At 54.6% G+C, this 20482-nt stretch carries 17 protein-coding genes; 13 read left to right on the top strand and 4 right to left on the bottom strand.

Features of this window, described 5'->3' with window-relative positions:
- Positions 1-4: 4 nt before the first annotated feature.
- Positions 5-1042, bottom strand: a complete 1038-nt coding sequence (gene dusA / locus ACOAP0_RS18010; protein ID WP_498377542.1) for a tRNA dihydrouridine(20/20a) synthase DusA — start codon at positions 1040-1042, stop codon at positions 5-7.
- A gap of 79 nt (positions 1043-1121) precedes the next feature.
- Here dusA and ACOAP0_RS18005 point away from each other — a divergent pair, with 79 nt between their 5' ends.
- The 5 genes from ACOAP0_RS18005 (at position 1122) to ACOAP0_RS17985 (ending at position 10040) form a co-directional block, all read left to right on the top strand.
- Entirely contained in the window at positions 1122-2210 is a 1089-nt protein-coding gene (locus tag ACOAP0_RS18005; RefSeq protein ID WP_498377541.1) for a tyrosine-type recombinase/integrase, read from the top strand.
- Positions 2211-2308: 98 nt separating this feature from the next.
- Entirely contained in the window at positions 2309-5788 is a 3480-nt protein-coding gene (hsdR, locus tag ACOAP0_RS18000) for a type I restriction-modification system endonuclease (RefSeq protein WP_498377540.1), read from the top strand.
- A gap of 10 nt (positions 5789-5798) precedes the next feature.
- A complete protein-coding gene (locus ACOAP0_RS17995; RefSeq protein WP_498377539.1) occupies positions 5799-7175 on the top strand; it encodes a ComEC/Rec2 family competence protein in 1377 nt (458 codons plus the stop codon).
- A 64-nt stretch (positions 7176-7239) separates the two neighbouring features.
- Positions 7240-8694, top strand: coding sequence for a class I SAM-dependent DNA methyltransferase (locus ACOAP0_RS17990; protein ID WP_498377538.1), 1455 nt, complete (start codon positions 7240-7242; stop codon positions 8692-8694).
- Positions 8691-10040, top strand: a complete 1350-nt coding sequence (locus ACOAP0_RS17985) for a restriction endonuclease subunit S (RefSeq protein ID WP_498391494.1) — start codon at positions 8691-8693, stop codon at positions 10038-10040. The genes ACOAP0_RS17990 and ACOAP0_RS17985 overlap by 4 nt, the downstream gene beginning before the upstream one ends.
- A 162-nt stretch (positions 10041-10202) precedes the next feature.
- Here ACOAP0_RS17985 and ACOAP0_RS17980 read toward each other — a convergent pair whose 3' ends face one another.
- Positions 10203-10484: a helix-turn-helix domain-containing protein gene (locus ACOAP0_RS17980; protein WP_498377804.1), complete on the bottom strand. Its 282-nt coding sequence runs from the start codon at positions 10482-10484 to the stop codon at positions 10203-10205.
- A gap of 61 nt (positions 10485-10545) precedes the next feature.
- Between ACOAP0_RS17980 and ACOAP0_RS17975 the strand changes: the two genes are divergently transcribed.
- The 3 genes from ACOAP0_RS17975 to ACOAP0_RS17965 are packed head-to-tail and all read left to right on the top strand — an operon-like array spanning position 10546 to position 13043.
- Entirely contained in the window at positions 10546-11196 is a 651-nt protein-coding gene (locus ACOAP0_RS17975) for a hypothetical protein (protein ID WP_498391493.1), read from the top strand.
- Between the two features lie 35 nt (positions 11197-11231).
- A complete protein-coding gene (locus ACOAP0_RS17970) occupies positions 11232-12353 on the top strand; it encodes an AAA family ATPase (protein ID WP_498377535.1) in 1122 nt (373 codons plus the stop codon).
- 33 nt (positions 12354-12386) lie between these two features.
- Positions 12387-13043 (top strand): hypothetical protein, encoded by a 657-nt coding sequence (locus ACOAP0_RS17965; RefSeq protein WP_498377534.1) that lies wholly within the window; start codon positions 12387-12389, stop codon positions 13041-13043.
- 317 nt (positions 13044-13360) lie between these two features.
- Here ACOAP0_RS17965 and ACOAP0_RS17960 read toward each other — a convergent pair whose 3' ends face one another.
- Together ACOAP0_RS17960 and ACOAP0_RS17955 are read right to left on the bottom strand one after the other, a co-directional pair.
- A complete protein-coding gene (locus ACOAP0_RS17960; RefSeq protein ID WP_498377533.1) occupies positions 13361-14950 on the bottom strand; it encodes a site-specific integrase in 1590 nt (529 codons plus the stop codon).
- A gap of 12 nt (positions 14951-14962) precedes the next feature.
- Positions 14963-16036: a ParB/RepB/Spo0J family partition protein gene (locus tag ACOAP0_RS17955; protein ID WP_498377532.1), complete on the bottom strand. Its 1074-nt coding sequence runs from the start codon at positions 16034-16036 to the stop codon at positions 14963-14965.
- Between the two features lie 550 nt (positions 16037-16586).
- On the opposite strand from ACOAP0_RS17955, the gene ACOAP0_RS17950 reads away from it, so the two are divergent.
- The 5 genes from ACOAP0_RS17950 to ACOAP0_RS17930 all read left to right on the top strand — a co-directional run bounded on the left by ACOAP0_RS17950 (position 16587) and on the right by ACOAP0_RS17930 (position 20320).
- Complete coding sequence (locus ACOAP0_RS17950; protein WP_498377531.1) at positions 16587-16856, top strand: pyocin activator PrtN family protein; 270 nt, start codon at positions 16587-16589, stop codon at positions 16854-16856.
- A gap of 254 nt (positions 16857-17110) precedes the next feature.
- Complete coding sequence (locus ACOAP0_RS17945) at positions 17111-18061, top strand: chromate resistance protein ChrB domain-containing protein (protein ID WP_498391492.1); 951 nt, start codon at positions 17111-17113, stop codon at positions 18059-18061.
- Positions 18048-19241: a chromate transporter gene (locus ACOAP0_RS17940; protein ID WP_498377529.1), complete on the top strand. Its 1194-nt coding sequence runs from the start codon at positions 18048-18050 to the stop codon at positions 19239-19241. Before ACOAP0_RS17945 ends, ACOAP0_RS17940 begins: the two co-directional genes overlap by 14 nt.
- A 15-nt stretch (positions 19242-19256) precedes the next feature.
- The gene (locus tag ACOAP0_RS17935; RefSeq protein WP_498377528.1) at positions 19257-19577 is read left to right on the top strand and encodes a rhodanese-like domain-containing protein; all 321 of its coding nucleotides are present in this window, start codon (positions 19257-19259) and stop codon (positions 19575-19577) included.
- Positions 19578-19753: 176 nt separating this feature from the next.
- A complete protein-coding gene (locus ACOAP0_RS17930) occupies positions 19754-20320 on the top strand; it encodes a biotin transporter BioY (protein WP_498377527.1) in 567 nt (188 codons plus the stop codon).
- Positions 20321-20482 lie beyond the last annotated feature (162 nt).

Below are 20482 nucleotides of genomic sequence, written 5' to 3'. Positions count from 1 at the left end.
CATATCAGACGGGCGCCAGAGCCCGATTTGACTCGGAATCATGGGCCAGGGCCATCACCTCGCGGGCACTCAGGTGCTTGAGGCGGTGATCGGTCCAGACCTGCCGCCAGCGGCGGGCACCGGGCAAGCCGTGGCGTAAACCCAGCATGTGGCGCGCAATGCTGTACCAATGGGTACCGTGTTGCGCGGCTTCGCGCTCCATGTAGGCCACCATCTGCGCCTCCACCATCTCGCGGGTAATGTCCCGATCAGGGGCGCCGTAAAACGCGCTATCCCACTCGGCCAACCACCAGGGGTTGTGGTACGCCTCGCGCCCCAGCATCACGCCATCCACATGCTCCAAGTGGCCCGCTACTTCGGCTGTTTGGGTAATGCCACCGTTGATGGCAATGGTGAGGTGCGGAAAATCTTTTTTGAGCTGGTACACCAGCTCGTAGCGCAGGGGCGGGATTTCGCGGTTCTCTTTGGGGCTCAGGCCCTTGAGCCAAGCGTTGCGCGCGTGGGCAATGAACACGTTGCAACCGGCATCGGCCACGGTACCCACAAAGTCGCGGACAAAGCTGTAGCTTTCTTCCTTGTCGATCCCGATGCGGTGCTTCACGGTGACTGGCACATCCACCGCGTCCACCATGGACTTCACGCAGTCCGCCACCAGCGGCGCTTCGTTCATGAGGCAGGCACCGAACGCGCCGCGCTGCACCCGCTCGGACGGGCAGCCGCAGTTGATGTTGATCTCGTCATATCCCCAGTCCTGGCCCAACTTGGCAGCACGCGCCAGATCAGCAGGCTCGCTCCCGCCCAGTTGCAAGGCAACGGGGTGCTCTTCAACGTTAAAGCGCAAATGGCGCGGCACGTCGCCATGGATGAGCGCGCCGGTGGTCACCATCTCGGTGTACAGCAGCGCATGGCGGCTCAATAGGCGGTGGAAATAGCGACAGTGGCGATCCGTCCAATCCATCATCGGCGCTACTGACAATCTCCACGCACTCTGATTCGGACTTTCTCGAGTGAAAACTACTGTTTTAGGGGCTGTTTGATTCACGCTGATTCGCTCACTTTTCCACACATTTTTTGTTTGCAGTGCTACATTTAGTGCTACAAAAACTTCATGTAGCACTGCCATGGGAACAATTGTCTCACGCGCTCGAAAAGACGGTACTTTTGGACACACCGCTCAGATTCGCCTAAAAAGCCAAGGGAAAGTCGCTCACACCGAGTCCCGGACCTTTGACCGTAAATCTGCAGCCCAGGCATGGCTAAAAAAACGTGAAACAGAATTAGCAGAACCCGGCGCGCTGAAAAAACCAAAAGATCCCTTATTCAAAGACGTGATCGACGAGTACAACGCCACAAAGCAAAAGGAGCACGGCAAGACCAAGACGCAAGTGCTCAACACGATCAAAGCATCGTGTTTGGGCGAACTTCGGTGCTCAGAAATCGACAGTCAAGCCATTTGTCGATTCATTGAAAGCATTGATGCCAAGCCGGCCACTCGTGGCAACTACATGTCCCACCTTGCTTCAGTATTTACTGTGGTGAAGCCCTTGTGGGGTTACCCACTAGACAAAGAACAGGCTACTAGTGCTCAAACGGTTCTGACTGCCATGGGCATCACCGGGAAATCAGACAATCGCACACGTCGTCCCACTCTTCAGGAGCTTGACTTATTGATGAATCATTTCTCCGTGAAAGAGCTCAAACGAAGAGACTCGATCCCGATGACACGCATCATCGCTTTTGCAATTTTTAGTACCCGTCGCCAGGAAGAGATCACTCGAATCTTGGCTGAAGATTTGAATGAAGCTGATCTCAAAGTCATAGTGAGAGACATGAAAAACCCAGGTGAAAAAATTGGGAATCATGTCGAAACTCAACTGACCCCTGAGGCTCTTCAACTAATCAAACTTCAAAACAAATCCAAAGGACCCATCTGGCCATACAGCGGCGAATCGATCGGTACATCTTTCAGAAACGCATGTTTATTGCTGGGTATTGAGGGCCTGACGTTTCATGATCTTCGCCACGAGGGCATCAGCAGGCTGTTTGAATTAGGTTGGAGCATTCCCCGAGTTGCACAAGTTTCAGGTCATAGAACCTGGAAGAGCTTGCAGCGCTACACACACATCCGCCAAACGGGCGACAAATACAAGGACTGGCCGTGGATTACAAAAATTCTTGGTGGGGAAGTGCTATCGGAGCAACCAACTTAACAACGAATCGCGACAAGGTCAGGCGCCGAGGTTCTTCAGTCAAAATGTAGACAAAAATCAAAATCCACGGTCACTGGCCGAGGCAGTAAGGGAAGGCCATGTCTACATCAAGCAATTTCAGTTTTCTGGCGCAGCACTCTCCGCTGCTGGCTGATCTGGGCGCCACCGCCGAACGCCTCTTCCCCTTTGACCCCGCCAGCTGCGTACTCAAGCTGCGCATCCTGGCCGAAACGCTCACCCAAGAAATGGCCGCCCGGTTGGGCGTGCGCCTGCAGCAACCAACCCAAGCCGAGCTGCTGCGTGCTGTGGATTCCCGCCTCGGGCTGGACCCACAAGTGCGGCAGATGTTTCACCTGCTGCACCATCGCGGCAACGAAGCTGCCCATCAGGCCGACCACGCCATTGGCTACCGCGAAGGCTTGGAGGCTTTGAAGGTTGCCCGCGAAGTCGCGCTCTGGTTTCACCGCACCTTTGGCAATCAGCCGAACTTCAAACCCGGACCCTTTGTGCTGCCGGACGACCCCAGCCAAAAGCTGAACGCCCTGCAAACCCAGCTGGCCCAACTGCAGCAAGCCCTGCAAGACGCGCAAGCAGCACAAAGCAGCCAGACAGAAGTTACCCAACTGCTCGAAGCCGCCGCCGCGCAAGAGCGCGCCATGGCCCAGCGCGCACAAGAAGAACGCGCCATCTTTGAAGCTCTGGCGCAAGAGGCCAGCGACAACTACGCCCAACTCAAGGCCGACTTCGACCAACGCATCGCCCAAAGCCCCACCCAAACTGAAGCTGCCGCCACCGAGGCCTTTGCCAGCAAAGCCGCCCAGGCCGCCCAGCACGTGCTTATGGACGAAGCCGCCACCCGCCTGCTGATTGACCAGTTACTGATTGACGCCGGCTGGGACGCCAACACCGTGCACAGCACCCACGCCAAAGGTGCCCGCCCCGAGAAGGGCAAAAACAAAGCCATTGCCGAGTGGCCCACCCAAGGCAAGCAAAGCGCCGACTACATCTTGTTTGCCGGGCTCACCCCCATTGCGGCGGTGGAGGCCAAGCGCCTCAACACCAACGTGGCCGGCAAGATCCCCCAAGCCGAGCGCTACGCCCGTGGCCTGCAACTGGCCGCCGAACACCAGCCTGCGTGGGCAACCGAGGGCCGCACCGCGCCCTGGCCCGATGGCGAAGGTGGCAGCTTTCAACTCCCGTTTGTGTACTCGTGCAATGGCCGCCCGCTCATCAAGCAAAGCCCTGAAGCCAGTGGCACCTGGCACCGCGACGTGCGCCAGACCGCCAACCTGCGCAAGGTGCTGCCCGGCTTCCATTCGCCAGATGGCCTGCTGGACCAGCTCACCCGCTCCCGCGCAGACGCCGAAGCCCGCTTGGCCCAAGAGAGCTTTGCCTACCTGCGCCTGCGGGACTACCAGGTCAAAGCCATCTCGGCGGTCGAAGCCGCCTTGGCCAATGGTCAGAGTAACTGCCTGCTCGCCATGGCCACCGGCACCGGCAAAACCCGCACCATCATTGGGCTGATGTACCGGTTTTTGAAAGCAGAGCGCTTTCGCCGCATCTTGTTTCTGGTGGACCGTACCGCCCTGGGCGACCAGGCCATGGACAACTTCAACGAAGCCCCGCTGGAGCAAGACCAGCCCCTGTCCAAGATTTACAACATCGCCGACCTGGGCGACATGGCCGCAGAGGCCGAAACCCGCGTGCAAGTGGCCACCGTGCAAGCCATGGTCAAACGCATCTTTGGCAGCGACAACCCGCCCCCGCTGGACGCGTACGACTGCATCATCGTGGACGAAGCCCACCGCGGCTACACGCTGGACCAAGATATGACCGAAGGCGAACTCGCCCTGCGCGACCCGGCCCAGTACCTCAGCAGCTACCGCCGCGTGCTCGACTACTTTGACGCCGCCAAAATCGGCCTCACTGCCACACCCGCCCAGCACACCAGCGAGATTTTTGGCAAACCGGTCTACACCTACTCCTACCGCGAGGCCGTGGCCGACGACTGGCTCATCGACTACGAACCGCCCATCCGCTACGAGACCCTGCTCAGCAAGCACGGCATTCACTTTGCCAAGGGCGACACGGTGGAGAGCCTGAACCTCAGCACCGGCGAGATTGAAGCCGCCGAGCTTGATGACGAGCTGCACTTTGAGGTGGAAAGCTTCAACCGCCGCGTCATCAACGAAGACTTCAACCGCATCATCTGCGAGCAACTGGCCCAAGAGCTGGACCCACTGGGCGAAGAAAAAACCATGGTCTTTTGCGCCACCGATGCCCATGCCGACATGGTGGTGCGCCTGCTGGGCCAGGCGTTTGAAGGTCTTTATGGCACTCAGTACAACCAGGCCGCCGTGCAAAAAATTACCGGCGCGTCTGACAAAGTAGACCAGCTCATCCGCCGCTACAAGAACGAGCGTTTCCCCAGCATTGCCGTTACCGTGGACCTGCTGACCACCGGCATCGACGTGCCGGCCATCTGCCATCTGGTGTTCATGCGCCGGGTCAAGTCGCGCATCCTGTACGAGCAGATGATTGGCCGCGCCACCCGCCGCTGCGACGACATTGGCAAAACCGTCTTCAAAATCTACGACCCGGTGGACCTGTACGCCACCCTGCAAGACGTAAACACCATGAAGCCGCTGGTCAAAAACCCGCAGGTGGACATGGAGCAACTGCTGGACGAGCTCAACAACCCTGCCGCCTACACTGCACCCGGCAGTGGGTCCGACCGCAGCCACGCGCATGACGTGCTGGACGAGCTGAACCAAAAACTCATGCGTGTGCTGCGCAGTGCCCAGCACAAGGCCGACAAACGCCCGGCGCTGAAAGAGCGGATGGAGACGCTGGAGCAGCAATGGGGCGTACCACCCGCCCAGCTGCACCGCCACCTGCACGATCTGGGCCGCGACCATGGCCCCCGCGCAGTGGCCGACTTTTTGCGCCACAACACCCAATTGCTTACCCAACTGGCCGAGGTGCGCGAACTCATGGGCACGGCCTACCGCCCCATCCTCTCCACCCACCAAGACCAGTTTGTGGCCCGCGAACAAAGCTGGGGCGACTATTACAAACCGCAGGACTACCTAGAGAGCTTTAGCCAGTTTGTGCGCGAGCAAGTCAACCAAAGCGCCGCGCTGGCCGTGGTCGTCAACCGCCCCAAAGACCTCACCCGCGAGCAGCTCAAAGAAGTGCGCCTGCTGCTGGACGGCAAAGGCTTTAGCGAAGCCCGCCTGCAAGCCGCCTGGCGCAGCCAAAGCAACCAGGACATTGCCGCCGGCATCATGGGCTACATCCGCCAGGCCGCGCTGGGCGAGGCGCTGTTGCCGTTTGACGAACGGGTCAAACTGGCCCTGCAAAAACTCTATGCCACCCACGCCTTCACCCCCGTGCAACGCAAGTGGCTGGACCGCCTGGCCAAGCAGCTCACCCACGAACTGGTCATCGACCACACCTTCGTCAACCAAGCCTTTGCCCAAGACGGCGGGGCCAAACAGCTCGACAAACTGCTGGGCGGGCAGCTCGACTTGGTTCTGCAAGAAGTCTCGGCATCACTCTGGCATGCAGCCGCATAGCCCTATTCACATGTATGTAATTCAGCTCTTAGGAAAAGTCGACCAAACCAATGTCAATCCGTTTGGCGAATTCGAGTCAGACCAAATAGTATTTGACTGCTTCGTCCGCACCCCAACGATCGAGGACGGAATAAGACCATCGCCGTACCTAAGTGACGAAGACATCGAAGCGAAATACCCTGTAATGATTTTTGCAGCCCCGCGAGACGAGTTGAAAAGCAATCAACGATTGGACTTTGACTCGACTGATAGCAATTGGTACGAAATCACTCTCAGCAGGCAAGATGGGAATACAGAAGTCACTCTCGGCGGACAAAGTGGTGATCCAGACGCCCCAAGATATTTTCTAAAACAACTAGCGCGCTTGGATGACGCTTTGGCTAGCCGACTGGATGCGCTTCTTGCATGTTTTTTCAATGGATCAGGCGCCGGCGAAAGAATCATAAGAAGTAGGCTATCGGGCGCAACCTCGGCTTCGTCACCATTTGAGGTTTCCATGGTTGATGTGGGCCAAGGAAGCCTAGCTGCGTTGCACAAGGTTGGTGGTGCTCCGCGCCTATTTTTTGACTTGGGATGGCCCACCATTTTCAACAGTTGGACTGCCCCGCTGGCCAAACCTCTGCTTCAACATAACGAAGCGCCAGTTGTACTGTCCCACTGGGACTGGGACCACTGGGGACTCGCTATCGATAAAGCGGGCTGGAGCAAGAAAGATGAGTGCTGGAAAATAAACTGGAACACTGCTGCACTAAACCGTCCTTGGATTGTCCCCGGTGTTGGGCCCAACTGGGGCAATGTGTCTATATGCCCTATCCACTGGCGCCTAGCGCTTGCACTGACCCGTAAGAGGAATTTCTATCGTTGGCCGCACAGCTTATTGGAGTTGCGATGGGCGACGATGACGATTTGCCGAACTACGGGTGGAAAGCCTAAAGACCGTAACCAGCATGGGCTGGTAATGGTCGTGCATCAGAACAGAGGCGTGGTTAATCCGAAGCCAGTCCGAGGGATATTGCTTCCCGGTGACGCAGACTACAAAAACATTCCCTTTCTAACTCCTTCACTAAAGCCAACATTTTTGTTCAGTGGACTTGCCGCGACCCACCACGGTGGACGATTTACTCGAAGCGTCACTCCCATACCAACTGCTCATGCTTGGCTTGCTTTTTCCGTGGGTCACAAAAACAAGTACCAGCATCCAAAAAAGTTGGCTCAAATGCAATACCTCAAGAAGGGCTGGAATTACCAGGCATTGACGTCACAGCGAGTAAATGGACCTGGCGCAAGCCCTGACGTCCCCCCTGACGGAAGTGATCTACTCACTACTAGTGAGACACGAACGCTACCTGCTACAGCTTCTGGTGTGATGTGGCTTGGAAAGCAATGACACCTACCTTAAATTTTCCATTGCACATTGCAAACGCCAGCAACTGAAGAATTGAATCAATAACATGGCCACCCAAGACATCGTCCAGAAACTCTGGAACCTGTGCGACGTGCTGCGCGACGACGGCATCAACTACAGCGACTACGTCACCGAGCTGGTGCTGCTGCTCTTCATCAAAATGGAGCACGAGAACGCCGAAAGCGGCATCTTGCAAGCCCACAAGCTGCCCGACTACGCCCGCTGGCCCGAACTCACCAGCCGCAGCGGCCTGAACCTGCTCAACCACTACCGCGAAACCTTGCTCAAGCTCAGCCAAAGCCCGGACCGGCTCATCAGCGCCATCTACGCCGATGCGCAAACCAGCCTCAAAGAGCCGCGCCACCTGGAGCAGCTGGTCAAAAGCCTGGACGGCATCGACTGGTTCAGCGCCCGGCAAGACGGCCTGGGCGATTTGTACGAAGGCCTGCTGGAGAAAAACGCCTCTGAGACCAAAAGCGGCGCCGGCCAATACTTCACGCCCCGCCCGCTCATTGATGCCATCGTGCAGCTCATGCAGCCCCAGCCGGGCGAAACCGTGCAAGACCCGGCAGCGGGCACGGCCGGCTTTTTGATTGCGGCCGACCGCTACATCAAAGACCACACCGACGACCTCTACAACCTGACCGAGAAGCAACGCAGCTTCCAGCGCAACCAGGCCTTTTTGGGCATGGAGCTGGTGGGCAGCACCCGCCGCCTGGCGCTGATGAACTGCCTGCTGCACGGCATGGAAGGCGACGACGAAGGCGTGGTGCACGTGGGCAACACCCTGGGCCAAGCCGGTGCGGCCCTGCCCAAATGCCACCTGAGCCTGAGCAACCCACCCTTTGGCACGGCCAAAGGCGGCGGCGGCCCCACGCGCGACGACCTTACCTTTGCCACCAGCAACAAGCAGCTGGCGTTTTTGCAGCACATCGTGCGCCACTTGCGCGATGGGGGCCGCGCCGCGGTGGTGCTGCCCGACAACGTGCTGTTTGAAGCCGGCGTGGGCGCCGACGTGCGCCGCGACCTGATGGACAAATGCCGCCTGCACACCATCCTGCGGCTACCCACCGGCATCTTCTATGCGCAGGGTGTGAAAACCAACGTGCTGTTTTTTGAGAAGGTCAGCCAAGCCGCCACCGGCAGCACCAGCGCGGTGTGGGTGTACGACATGCGCGCCAACGCCCCCAAGTTTGGCAAGCGCACCCCGCTCACCGACGCGCACTTTGCCGACTTCATCACTGCCTACGGCACCGACCCGAATGGCAAGGCCGAGCGCCAAGACCAGGGCGAACAAGGCCGCTTTCGCCGCTTCAGCCGTGAGTGGATTGCGTCTGAGCGCGGCGACAGCCTGGACATTGCCTGGTTGAAGGACGACAACGCCGAAGACGCCGCCGACCTGCCCGAACCCGCCGTGCTGGCGCGGGAGGCGGTGGATGAGTTGAATGCGGCGGTGGCGGAGTTGGAAGCGATCTTGGTGGAGTTGGGGGAGGTGCGATGAGCTTGCCGCAAAGTTGGACGACAGCGCCGCTCGGGAAGCTATGTGAAAAACTTTCTGATGGTTCTCACAACCCACCAAAGGCGCAAGAAACCGGAATGCCGATGCTTAGTGCCAGAAACATCAATGATCGGAAAATCACTTTTGATGAATTCCGACTGATCTCACCCGAAGAGTTCGCAGAGGAAGATCGCCGCACGCGAGTAAGTTCTGGCGATGTCCTCCTAACCATCGTTGGAGCCATCGGTCGTACTGCCGTAGTTCCCCAAGGCGCACCACAATTCACATTGCAGCGCAGTGTTGCCGTGTTGAAACCGATTAAAAGTGACTCTCGCTACATCTCGTACGCACTTGAAGCACCGGCACTGCAAAAGTATCTGCAAGACAACGCCAAAGGTACGGCCCAGAAAGGGATATACCTAAAAGCTCTTGCAGGAGTAGAAATTCCTGTTGCTCCAGAACCCGAACAAAAACGCATCGCCGACAAACTCGACACCGTCCTCACCCGCGTAGACGCCGTCAACACCCGCCTGGCCCGCGTCGCCCCCCTGCTCAAACGCTTCCGCCAATCCGTCCTCGCCGCCGCCACTTCGGGGCGGTTGACAGAGGATTGGCGTAATGGATCAATTCCTGAAGTAAAGGAATGGAGTGAGAAAGCGTTGTCAGAAGTGTGTCGCACCATCACGGATGGCGAACACATTAGCCCGCCACTGGCTCCTCATGGTGTTCCGTTAGTGTCAGCAAAGGACGTCCGTGAATGGGGAGTCGATTTCTCAGACACTAAGTTTGTTTCTGAAGAGTTTGCAGATGCATCGAGAAAGCGATGCGGTCCAATTTGCGGCGACGTATTGGTGGTGAGCCGAGGGGCAACTGTTGGCAGAACCTGCTTAGTCAAATCAAAAGAAAAATTCTGCTTGATGGGTAGCGTATTGCTCTTCCAACCAACTGCAACGCTTATCAAGTCTGAGTTTTTGGCACATGTCTTGGCCAGTCCGTTGGGGCTTGAGCAATTAACAAAGGCTTCTGGAGCAACGGCTCAAGCCGCTATCTACATTCGCGACGCCAAAGGGCTAAAAATTCGGCTACCTAGCATCGAAGAACAAACCGAAATTGTCCGCCGCGTAGAAACCCTGTTCGCCTTTGCCGACCGGCTCGAAGCCCGCCTGGCCCAGGCCCAGGCCGCTGCCACCCGCCTCACCCCCGCGCTCTTGGCCAAAGCCTTTAGCGGTGAGCTGGTGCCCCAAGACCCGAACGATGAACCCGCCGCCGAGCTGCTGCGCCGCCTGGCCCAAGCCCCCGCCACCGCCAGCCCGCGCAAGGGCCGCAAGGCCGCTGGCGCGGCTGTTTAAGTGTCAAATTGGCCTCTAGCGCTCGTGGAATATGCGTAAGCAGCTATCAAATAAATAGCATTTCCCTTAATTCACTCCATCAATCATTGTGGGGTTTCCTAAAGCTCCTCTCGAGCCAGTCCATCTTTGAGCGCAACTCAAACGAGCTGGATCAAGCAGCACTTAGCTTTCGTCTGAAGGCTTGTCGTTAGACCTTTGAGGCTTCTTGCGAGGCTCGGGCAAGTCCGATGACTCGTAGACCGCAAGATCACTCAGCTCGCACTGGAAGTAGTGGCACAACCGGTCCAGGTTGTCACTCGTGATGTTTGCACCTCTTGGACTGCTCAGCCTACTCAGTGTGGTGCGATGAATCCCAGTTGTTGCAGCGACCTCTTCTAGAGTGACGCGCCGCCCTTCTCGGTACCCCTTGGCAATTAAGAGTTCTTGAAACTTGAATCTAATCATTTTCAGATGATAGTCGCATAAATACAACATTTCAAGCATTCAAACAACATAAGTTGCATTGATGCATATACAGTTCATTCATCGCATACATGCAACGGAGGAAGTGATGAATCGAAACAGTGTGAACTTTCGGATGAATAACTGGAGGGATACGGAGCCACATTTGGCAAATGACCAGGGCACGCAACGAATCCAGCGGGCTCTCAAAGAGCGAGTTTGGAATGAGGCAACCCAACCTGCGGGTGTAACACCCGGCTTGGTTGATACGACGCAGTTGGACACGCTGACCCAAATTAGTTACGCGTGGTCGGCAGGCTTTTTGGATGGTGAGGGCTGCATCACTCTGGCAAGAGTCCGCCGCACTTGCGGTAACCGGGTGAATTACCGAGTCCGAGTGCACATCTCGCAAAACTGTCTGGACACGTTGAAAGCGTTCCGCGATTTCGGGGGTGAGAACTGCGTGCTTTCGCAACACACACATCGTGAAAGCTACTCCAGGCCAATTTATCAGCTGATTTATGACGGCGTACATGCTTACCGTCTGCTGCAAAAACTGCGTCCTTTTCTCTTCCGTAAAGGGGCAGAAGCAGATGTCATTTTTGAGTATTACCAAACCGGTGAGCCAACGCGTCACTTCGGCTCAAAGGGCGTTCCCCGGCACATCTGGCATATCCGCGAGCGCTGCTACGACGCATTGCGCTGCCTCAAATAAGCACTACCACACGGAAAACAACCATAAAGAGAATCATGGCAACAAAGAGAACCGTTCCTCAAGAAGTGAGCCTTCCATCAGGCTGTCGCGCATCTCGCTCCAAAGCTGAGGTGCTCCGAGAAGCATATCGGCTGCACCACCAAATTGAAGGCCGCGCAGAAAAAGCTCGCAAAGCGGGCGTGCCCAAGCCCAAAGTTGGACAACGGCAGCTGTTTGACCCTAAAGAACTTACAGAGCGCAAAGCTGCGCTCGCAGACCTGACGGGTGACAACTTGAAAGCAATGCTCAAAGCTTTGGAAAAACTCGAGGCTGCAGGTCCATTTAGGGACGTTGCAACTGCCCCGCCGCCTAGCGCTTTGGACAGCTTGAAGAGTGATTTTCCGAATTTCTCCGCAGTGACGGAGACGATTCAAAAACATTTGATTTTGAGCCGCCTGGGCGCAGAGCAGTTACTCAAAATTCCAGCGATTCTTGTCAATGGTCCGCCGGGGATCGGAAAGACTGCCTATTGCAGCCGCCTGGCTGGGCTGTTGGGAGTCCGGTTTGAACAGATCGACTTGTCGACTGGCGGGGCTAACTTCAGTATGACTGGTTTGGACTCGGGTTACAGCTCTGGGCATCCGGGGCGGATTTGGCAATCTCTTCAGCACGACAGCCTGAGTGTGCTCTGGCAACTGGATGAAGTCGAAAAGTGCACCAGTGATGGTCGCTATGGTGGCAATCAATACTTGCTGGGACTGCTCGAGCCCTCATCAGCCCAGCGCTTCATTGACAACTCGACGCTGCTGCCTCTGAACGCGTCTTGGATTTTCTACATCGCTACAAGCAATGACAAGGCAGCCATTGATGGACCCCTGCGATCGCGTTTTCATGTCTTTGACATCGAGGCGCCTAAAGGACGGGAACTGCATGCAGTTGTACACAGCATCCACCGCTCGATTCTGCAAACCGAACCCTGGGCAAAGCACTTCGAGGCTGACCTTGGAGAAGAACTGACCGAAATTTTGAGCGGGCTGTCACCAAGGGAAATCCGTCGCTCTTTAGTTGATGCGTTTGCAAATGCTGCACTTGCTCAACGGACCCACCTGCTTGCAGTTGATGTTCAGTCACAGCAAAAAGGCTCGTCTTTGGATAGTCGTCGAATCGGATTTCTTTGATTTCAATTCACATAGGACAACGAGGAAAACTAAATGGCATTTGCAAACATCATCGGAAATCGCTACGTCGATGACAGCGGTCAGGTCCAAAAATCGTTTCCATTTGAAGAGCCGGTTCCATCTCGCTTTTTGGATCAAGTCGCAATTCTCGAAAGACAAGTAAAGGACGTTCCGACGGGCTGGCACGGAATCTTTTACGATGCGATCAAAGCGCTCAGAGCGGTGAATTGCGCAGGCCGCGATGGAATCGAATTTTCCGAGCCGGTTTTTGGCAGAGGGACATTAACGGTAGCAACATTTGAGGCCACCCACGACACCGCTGTAAGCGGAATTTTGTCCAAACTGTCAAAACGTTCAGAGTGCACTTGCGAGCACTGCGGTCGCACTTACAGCGTCTGCTTTCGAAGACAGTTACAGATCACGCTGTGCGCTCGGTGTTATGTAAGAAGGAGCTTGGAACATAGCCTCCACCGTTTACTTAGGCGAAATCTCTACGTTTCAGCTCCGCTCATCGAAATTGAAGCGCTGCCCCCGAACGTGGTCTTGCTTATCCCAAAAGGGAAGATTAGATCATTGCAACTCGAATCTGTTGACAAGAGCATCGACTACGTGCGCCATGATGACTTGGAGGGTTTGCGACCAGCTTTTGAAGCCATGTCCAGGTACTTGGATGAGACTCCGCCCAAGTGAGAACTTTTGGATGTGAAGCCCATCTCATGTGAAGATCCATTCAGGCGTGATGCGACAGGGACCCTGCCCCGTTGCAATCGGCTTTTTTTGCAGGGAAGGAGTGAAAAGGGACGTCGGGCGCCCGACGTCCTGACAGGTGCAAACCTGTCACCACCCATTGAGGGCAGTTGAGGCCCCAAAATCACATTGCTGCCCTCGTTCGACGCCTAGCGTGATGCTTACTCGTGATTGAGCTCAATCAAATCACGCCCGTACAGACAAAGCGATACAGAGTTTGAATGCCTTCGCGCTTTCGCAGTCGAAACGCAAGACCTTGCTCACTTGGTCATCTGCTCAAAACGGCTTCTTACGATCGCACTTTCTTTCTGAGCTAAGAGCGCGTCAAGCCCCTCCATCTTGCTGGGGCGTACAGGCAGGGCTGCTTGAACTGAATTCATTAAGACTGCGGAACTGCTTGGAGACTTGCCTCGCCCTCCACTTCGAATTCCGTAATATGCGACTGTATCTGCTGAAACCTCTCCAATTGCAGCGGCAATTGTCTCGGCTTTCCAGCCCTCGTCACGCAAATCAGTAACAAGTGCATGTCGGAAAGTGTAGGCAGAAAGCACATACTCTTGATTGCGACTTTTTGCTTGATTGCGACTTTCTGCTTGCTTAGCATCGACTGGCCAAAAAACTTGGTCACTAATTCTTCGCAAATACATTCGAAGAGCATCCGGCTCGGCAGCCACTTTAATTTTTCCAGCACGTTCAACTTTATCAACAAAAGACTTTGGCAATAGCGCACTGTTCAAGCGGAAGAAACGCCAAGGCTGACCCGCAGTTTTGCGTGTTTTACCTCCAAGAATTCGCACTTTTATTCCTTTGGTGCTGAAGCTGACATCTACCCCTTTGCAAAGTTCAGTAGGACGCAATCCGCAGAAGCGAAGCAAAACTGCTGCGTCAGCGTACTGTTCATGATCCGATGTGATTTCCAAAAATCTAGTCCTCCAGCCATCAGGCAAATTTGGAAGATCTCGGCGCTTGGAACGTGATCGCACTCCCCTCCCGCCAACCAGATCCAGACAACTTTGGCGATGAAGCTCATCAAAGTCAGCGAAGGCTTTCATGGCCTTTTGGAGTTCATGGACATGCCTCAGCCAGGTCTCGTTGGTGCCACCAAGGCGCTGACTTGCATCTTGGCTTCTGAGCAGATCTTGAATGCGCTTTATTTGTCTGGCCTTCAGAGCAGCTTTGTACAAGTAAAACGAATTTTTGCTTCTCGCATGGCGCCCCATCACTTGCATAAGAGCCTCTGGTTCATCCTCAAACTGCTCGAGCTCAAGATCGATCTGCGCGCATTTCTTTGCGTAGTCAATCAACGTGGCCTCGCTGGGTTTAGTATCTTTCCTCCTGCTACGCGCCGCTCTATTGAATCTAGTGAGATCACGAGCGAGCCTAACGACTGTGAACCCTCGCTGGATTGAGTCGTACTTATCCTCTGGCCAGAATGTGTGATGGCCTAGCTCAAGAATGCCAGTGCGCCAAGCTTCCAGCGAAAACATTTCCGATGTCGATGTTGATTCAGTCTCGTCATCGTTGAGCGACGAAAACGTGGCATCGAAATCGTTTTTCCGTTGTACGCACTGCACTGCAGCGCGTACATGCGGTGTGCCCGCAACCACAGCGCCAGTCGGGGGCTTGCCCCCGACCGTCACAGTGCTTGCAGGCACCCCCAATGATGGCACTGCGCTACGCGCCCCCGATCCTTTCGAATCGGGTCCGTGCCACATTACCGAACGATCCGAATCTGGTTTAAAAGAGTTCGGTAATGTGAATTCATTCACGTTTTCGAATTCCTTTTTCGATGACGTTTCATCGTCTTCTGACGATGTCTCGAAATGGTTAATTGAACTTGGGTTTCGCATTTTTTCACCCCATCAGAGTTCGTGGATATCGACTGGCTGCTCGCCCATTAATAATGGTCGGTCGCCTTTTAAAGTTGCTTTTTTCGGGTGAGTGCTCGATTCCAGCGAGACCCGAAACTCTCGACGATTCAAGCAACTTTCGATAGCAGCAACTAGGGCAAGTTGTTGTTTATTTGAGGCCTTCAAATGAAGTACGATTTTGGTCGAGTCCTGCTTGGTAACCGTAAGCTCACCAACGAGCTCCTCGCCGCGCTTAATTGAAATTGAATTTGTCGTGTTGCACGGTGCAACACCCTCGGCCGCGGCAACCAGTCTTTTGACGACTGCTGGCCCTTTTAGCCTTTCGGCTTGATCTTTGATAAGCGCAGCTTCAACCAAAACGTTGTCTCGAGATTTTTCAAGGGCTGCTTGAAGTGGCTTTGTATCCGCGTAACGCAAATCGCGTATCGATGTAAATGCGTCGACAATTTGTTTTGGCAAGGAGGCAAGGCTCATAGCGCGGCTAACAACAGATTTGTCACGACCGATTTGCTCAGCAAGTTGGGTCAATGTCAGTTCTGGGTTTTCCGTCATGACATATTGAATCTGCCTTCCAAATTCAAAAGGACTGAGATCTTCTCGCGCTGAGTTCTCTACCAATGCCGGAAAAGTGGAAGCAGCTTGAATTCCTGGAGTAATGACCTGTGCCAGCACTTTTTGTGAGTTAGCCTTTGCAGCCATAACTCGCCGATGACCAGCTACCAACTCATATTCAGCCACTGCCTCACTTTCGGACTCTGTTGTATGCCGAACCACTTGAATGGGTTGGGTATTTCCGCCAGTAGCTGACATGCTTTTGCAGAGTAGTTCGAAAGCTTCGTCTGTGAATGCTTCCGATGCTCGATTCGGTAGCTCACCTATGTAAATCTGTTCAGGTTCCAACCAAAACAGAACATCATCACCAAAGAGAGCGTCTTTGTTGCAACTACTACTCTCTGATTGATCCTTACAGTCACTCGATTCTTCACTAGAGACGTCGCTTGCTGAAATGGGGATGTCAGATGACTGAAAGTGGCTTTCAAATTCAATTGGGATTGCGTCGGACACGGAACTTCCTTGAAGCTCCCAGTGGGCGTTCAATGTCAGGTCCGCACTATTAACGAACCTAACGGAACCCGCTGGAAGTAATCAGAATCCTCGCCATAGCGAGGGCTAGTTCACGACGGCCGCAACGCGTGGTAGCTGCGGGCCCAGGGCACGCGATCCCTGTACGCGCCTAGCCGAATGGATCGGCAAGGTAAGAATTCGGCAGCTCGGGGCAGATATTAGCGAGAACAGTCTGCCTTGTGGCGCAAAAGTGACCGAAAAATCGGAATCAGTTTGATGCTGTCGACAGGTCTCTAATTTGCGTTTCTAAAGCTCGTAAAACGAGGATGAAGCTCACACAAATTCAAAAATTTCTGCTTAAATTTCAACCTAGTGATTTGGCAGGGTTGTCAAATCGGGTGATTGCGCCCCCGAGAAAATCGGCAGTCAAGAAGGTCTAGCCTGCAAAAGTCCGCAGGCCTCCTAGTTCATGATTTGAGCGTCATGCACGAAACATTTGGAGACGCGAGCTCAGCACGGACGTACTCCGTGACGATCTGCTGGACGCGTTATGAATACAGTTTTTTTGTTGATGGCACAGTACAACGCTCAAGCTGTCCTTCCCGTCGAAGTTGTAGTGAAAGACTACTTCCCTCATCTGTCACCAGCCAACTTTCTTCGCAAGGTCTTGATGGGAGAAATCAATATTCCTGTAATCAGGATCGAAAAAAACTCTCAGAAAACAGCCAAGGGCGTGCACCTACAAGATTTGGCAATTTATCTCGACGTTCGTCGCGAGGCCGCCATCAAGGAGGCGAACCAACTTAACTGTCGGCGATAGTAAGTGATAGATGATTACCGAGGAGAGCGGCTTTCGACCCAAAGCGGTCCTCGCGATCATTGAAATGCCACCTTTAAAGCGGACATTCATAAGAAATTTGAATGAACGTTGAGTGCTCCAAAAAGATATCAATCCCCCCGGGGTTAGCAGTTAGCTCGCAGTTGGTCGCCTTTAAGGCTGGCGGCGTCCCTGTATAGATACGATTCATTTCATATTTTTTGCAGTAATCACTACAATAATGTAGTATCAATTGCATGATTTATTGGCTTTTACTAGTTATCAGTCTTCCCACGGAGAACGCAAATGCCCGCATGCGGGCGTGGCGGGCACTTAAAGCGTCCGGTGCGGCGGTTCTCCGGGATGGTGTCTATTTGATGCCTGAGCGCGAGGCTTGTCGCCAGGTGCTTGAAGGCGTTGCCTCCGAAGTGGTTGCGTCGGGTGGTATGGCTTATGTCATGACTACTGTGGGGCCGCAGAACACTGACTTCACTTTTCTATTTGATCGCAGCAGCGAGTTTGCAGCACTGGTGCAGGACATCAAAAAGATGCATTCAAGCCTGTCTGATGACAGCGCCAATGATGTTTCAAAGCAGACCCGCAAGTTGCGCAAGGCGTTTGCCGCTCTCGTAGAAATCGACTTTTTCGGATCCGAAGCTAAAAAGCAAACTGAAGCTGCACTGCTGGAACTCGAAGCGGATGTGGCTCGCATACTTTCGCCGGATGAGCCCCATGCAACTATAGGGGCCATCGCCACACTGAATCGAGCTGAATACATCGGCAAGACATGGGCCACCCGAGCCCGCCCCTGGGTAGACAGACTGGCCTGTGCATGGCTGATTCGCCGGCACATTGATCCACAGGCAAAAATTCTGTGGCTGGCTTCTCCAAAAGACTGCCCTAAAAAAGCGCTGAGCTTTGACTTCGACGGAGCGACGTTCAGTCATACAGGTGCCAAGGTCAGCTTCGAAGTCATGTTGGCTAGTTTCTCCCTGAATACTCCCGCGCTGCAGCAGCTGGGGCACTTGGTCCACTACTTGGATGTGGGTGGCTTGCAGCCTCCAGAGGCATCCGGCATTGAGAGTGTGTTGGCAGGCATGCGGGAAGCAATCACCGACGACGATCAGTTGCTGCACGCGGCGTGCGCCGTTTTCGACGGTCTGCTTCACACTTTTTCCAAAGAGAAATCTACCGATGCAGGCCACTGACAGCAGCCCTACCCCTTCTATCGATAGCCCGAGATACACGCTCTGGCAGTTGGTTCTGTATTTCTTACGGCTGGGTACCCTGGGCTTTGGTGGACCGGTCGCACTGGTGGGCTATATGCACCGCGATCTGGTGGAGGCGCGCGGTTGGATCACCGAAGCAGACTACAAGGAAGGCATCGCCTTAGCCCAATTGGCGCCCGGCCCGATGGCTGCACAAACTGCTATCTACCTCGGCTATGTTCATTACCGCATCTTCGGTGCCACACTAGCCGGAGTGGCATTCGTCATTCCCTCATTTTTGATGGTGGTGGCACTGGGTTGGGCATATACCCAGTTTGGTGGGTTGACATGGATGCAAGCTGTTTTTTACGGCGTGGGTGCAGCAGTTATAGGCATCATTGCCATCAGTGCGCACAAGCTGACTGTGAAGAGCGTGGGCAAAGACAAGTTGCTGCGAATCATTTTTCTGGTTTTGGCTGCAGTCACGGTAATCACAGAGTCAGAGATAGCCTGGCTGTTTTTGGCAGCTGGAATCGTGACTTGGCTCTGGCGCGCTCCTCCCAAACGATGGAGTGGTAGCGGATTGTCTGCGATGGCTCCGGTCGAACTGGCACACACCACCGGGTTTTTGACCACGCTGGACTTCTCACTACTGACGCAAATTGGACTGTTTTTTGCCAAGGCTGGGGCGTTTGTGTTCGGCTCTGGATTGGCAATCGTGCCGTTTCTCTACGGTGGGGTCGTGACCGAGCACCAGTGGTTGAACGAAAAGCAGTTTGTCGACGCGGTAGCCGTCGCCATGATTACCCCCGGCCCAGTGGTTATCACTGTGGGGTTTATTGGCTACCTCGTTGCAGGTTTCCCGGGCGCCTGCGTAGCAGCGCTGGCCACCTTTCTGCCGTGCTATTTGTTCACCGTTATACCAGCTCCGTATTTCAAGAAGTACGGCAAGCTGCCCGCCATCGTGGCATTTGTCGATGGGGTTACAGCCGCAGCCGTGGGCGCCATCACGGGCTCGGTGATCGTGATCGCCAAGCGCAGCATCATCGATATTCCAACAGCACTCATAGCATTGGCCACGATCGCCATCCTCTGGAAATACAAAAAGCTGCAGGAGCCTGTCGTCGTGGCGTCTGCTGCCCTGATTGGGCTCCTTCTCTATCCACTGACACATTCTTAACGCAAGGAAAATCCCATGAAATCCATTTCTGTTGAGGAGTTGGCCCGCCAACTGGAGCAAGGCACTCCGCTCCGATTACTGGATGTCCGTCGTGCCAAAGCAAAAATAGAGTCAGGTGTTCAGATCGCAGGTGCCCAATGGAAGGACCCCGCACTCTGGCTAGACTGGAAAGATGACATCGCCCATGACCTCCCAATCGTCGTGTATTGCGCGCACGGGCACGAGATCAGTCAGGGACTGACTGCTACCCTGAATGCGATGGGGGCGAATGCAAGCCACCTGCAGGGGGGCATCTCCGAGTGGATTGCGCAGAGCCAACCGACGGTCCCCTTTTGATTGGTGTTGTCGGATTTCGTCTACTCTGCAATTGCTTTCATCTACTGAGCCAGTATCTGTGGTCTGCAACATTGATGGTCTGACGAGTAAGTGCGAAAGGTATACGGCTACACTCCGCAGCTCCGTTTGCTCCTCTCAAGATTGAGCTGCCTACATTTGAAACAGAAAGTACAAAAATGCATCGTTCTCACTCTGTGGCGTTGGTCTCTCTCTTTGCTGCCTTGATGGCAGTTCTGGGGTTGATTCCTAAAATTGATCTGGCTTTTGGAGTTCCGATCACTCTGCAAACATTAGGTGTCATGTTGGCGGGTTGCCTACTTGGACCTCGTCTAGCGTTTCAAGCACTGGTGCTTTTCTTGACAGCTGTAGCGATAGGCTTGCCACTACTGTCGGGCGGACGCGGTGGTTTCGGTGTATTTCTGACACCTTCTGCGGGATATCTTTTGGCGTGGCCGTTTGGTGCTCTGGTAACTGGGTGGATCATGCGGGCGATCACCACGGATACACCAGCTCGACTTGCAATCAGCGGCTTCATCGCGTCTTTAGTCGGCGGACTCGTTGTGATTCATGCCAGTGGCGTTGTGGGTCTCGTCAACATTGCGGGGATGACCGTAACTCAAGCGCTGATAGCCACCAGCACGTTTGTTCCCGGTGACATCGTGAAGTGTGTTTTGTGTTCTTTGGTTTGTCACACCGTTGCCCGAGGTCTTCCAGATTGGCGATTCGCAAACTCGAAGGTTTAGTGCTTGCGGTAGCATAAATCCTCAAATCGGATCAATGAGTGCCCAAAAAATCTGCCAATCTAGATGATCAGCTCTCGATTCCGAACAGAGTTTCCGGGTTGCGCCTTTGAAAAAAGACGTGTTCCACTGTAGTTGAATTCTGCAAGAGATTCTCAAGCAAAA

This window comes from Curvibacter sp. Hmag1.1 (genome assembly GCF_059769165.1).
Note: the sequence above shows the minus strand (reverse complement) of the source record. Positions and strands in the feature narration are given on the sequence as shown.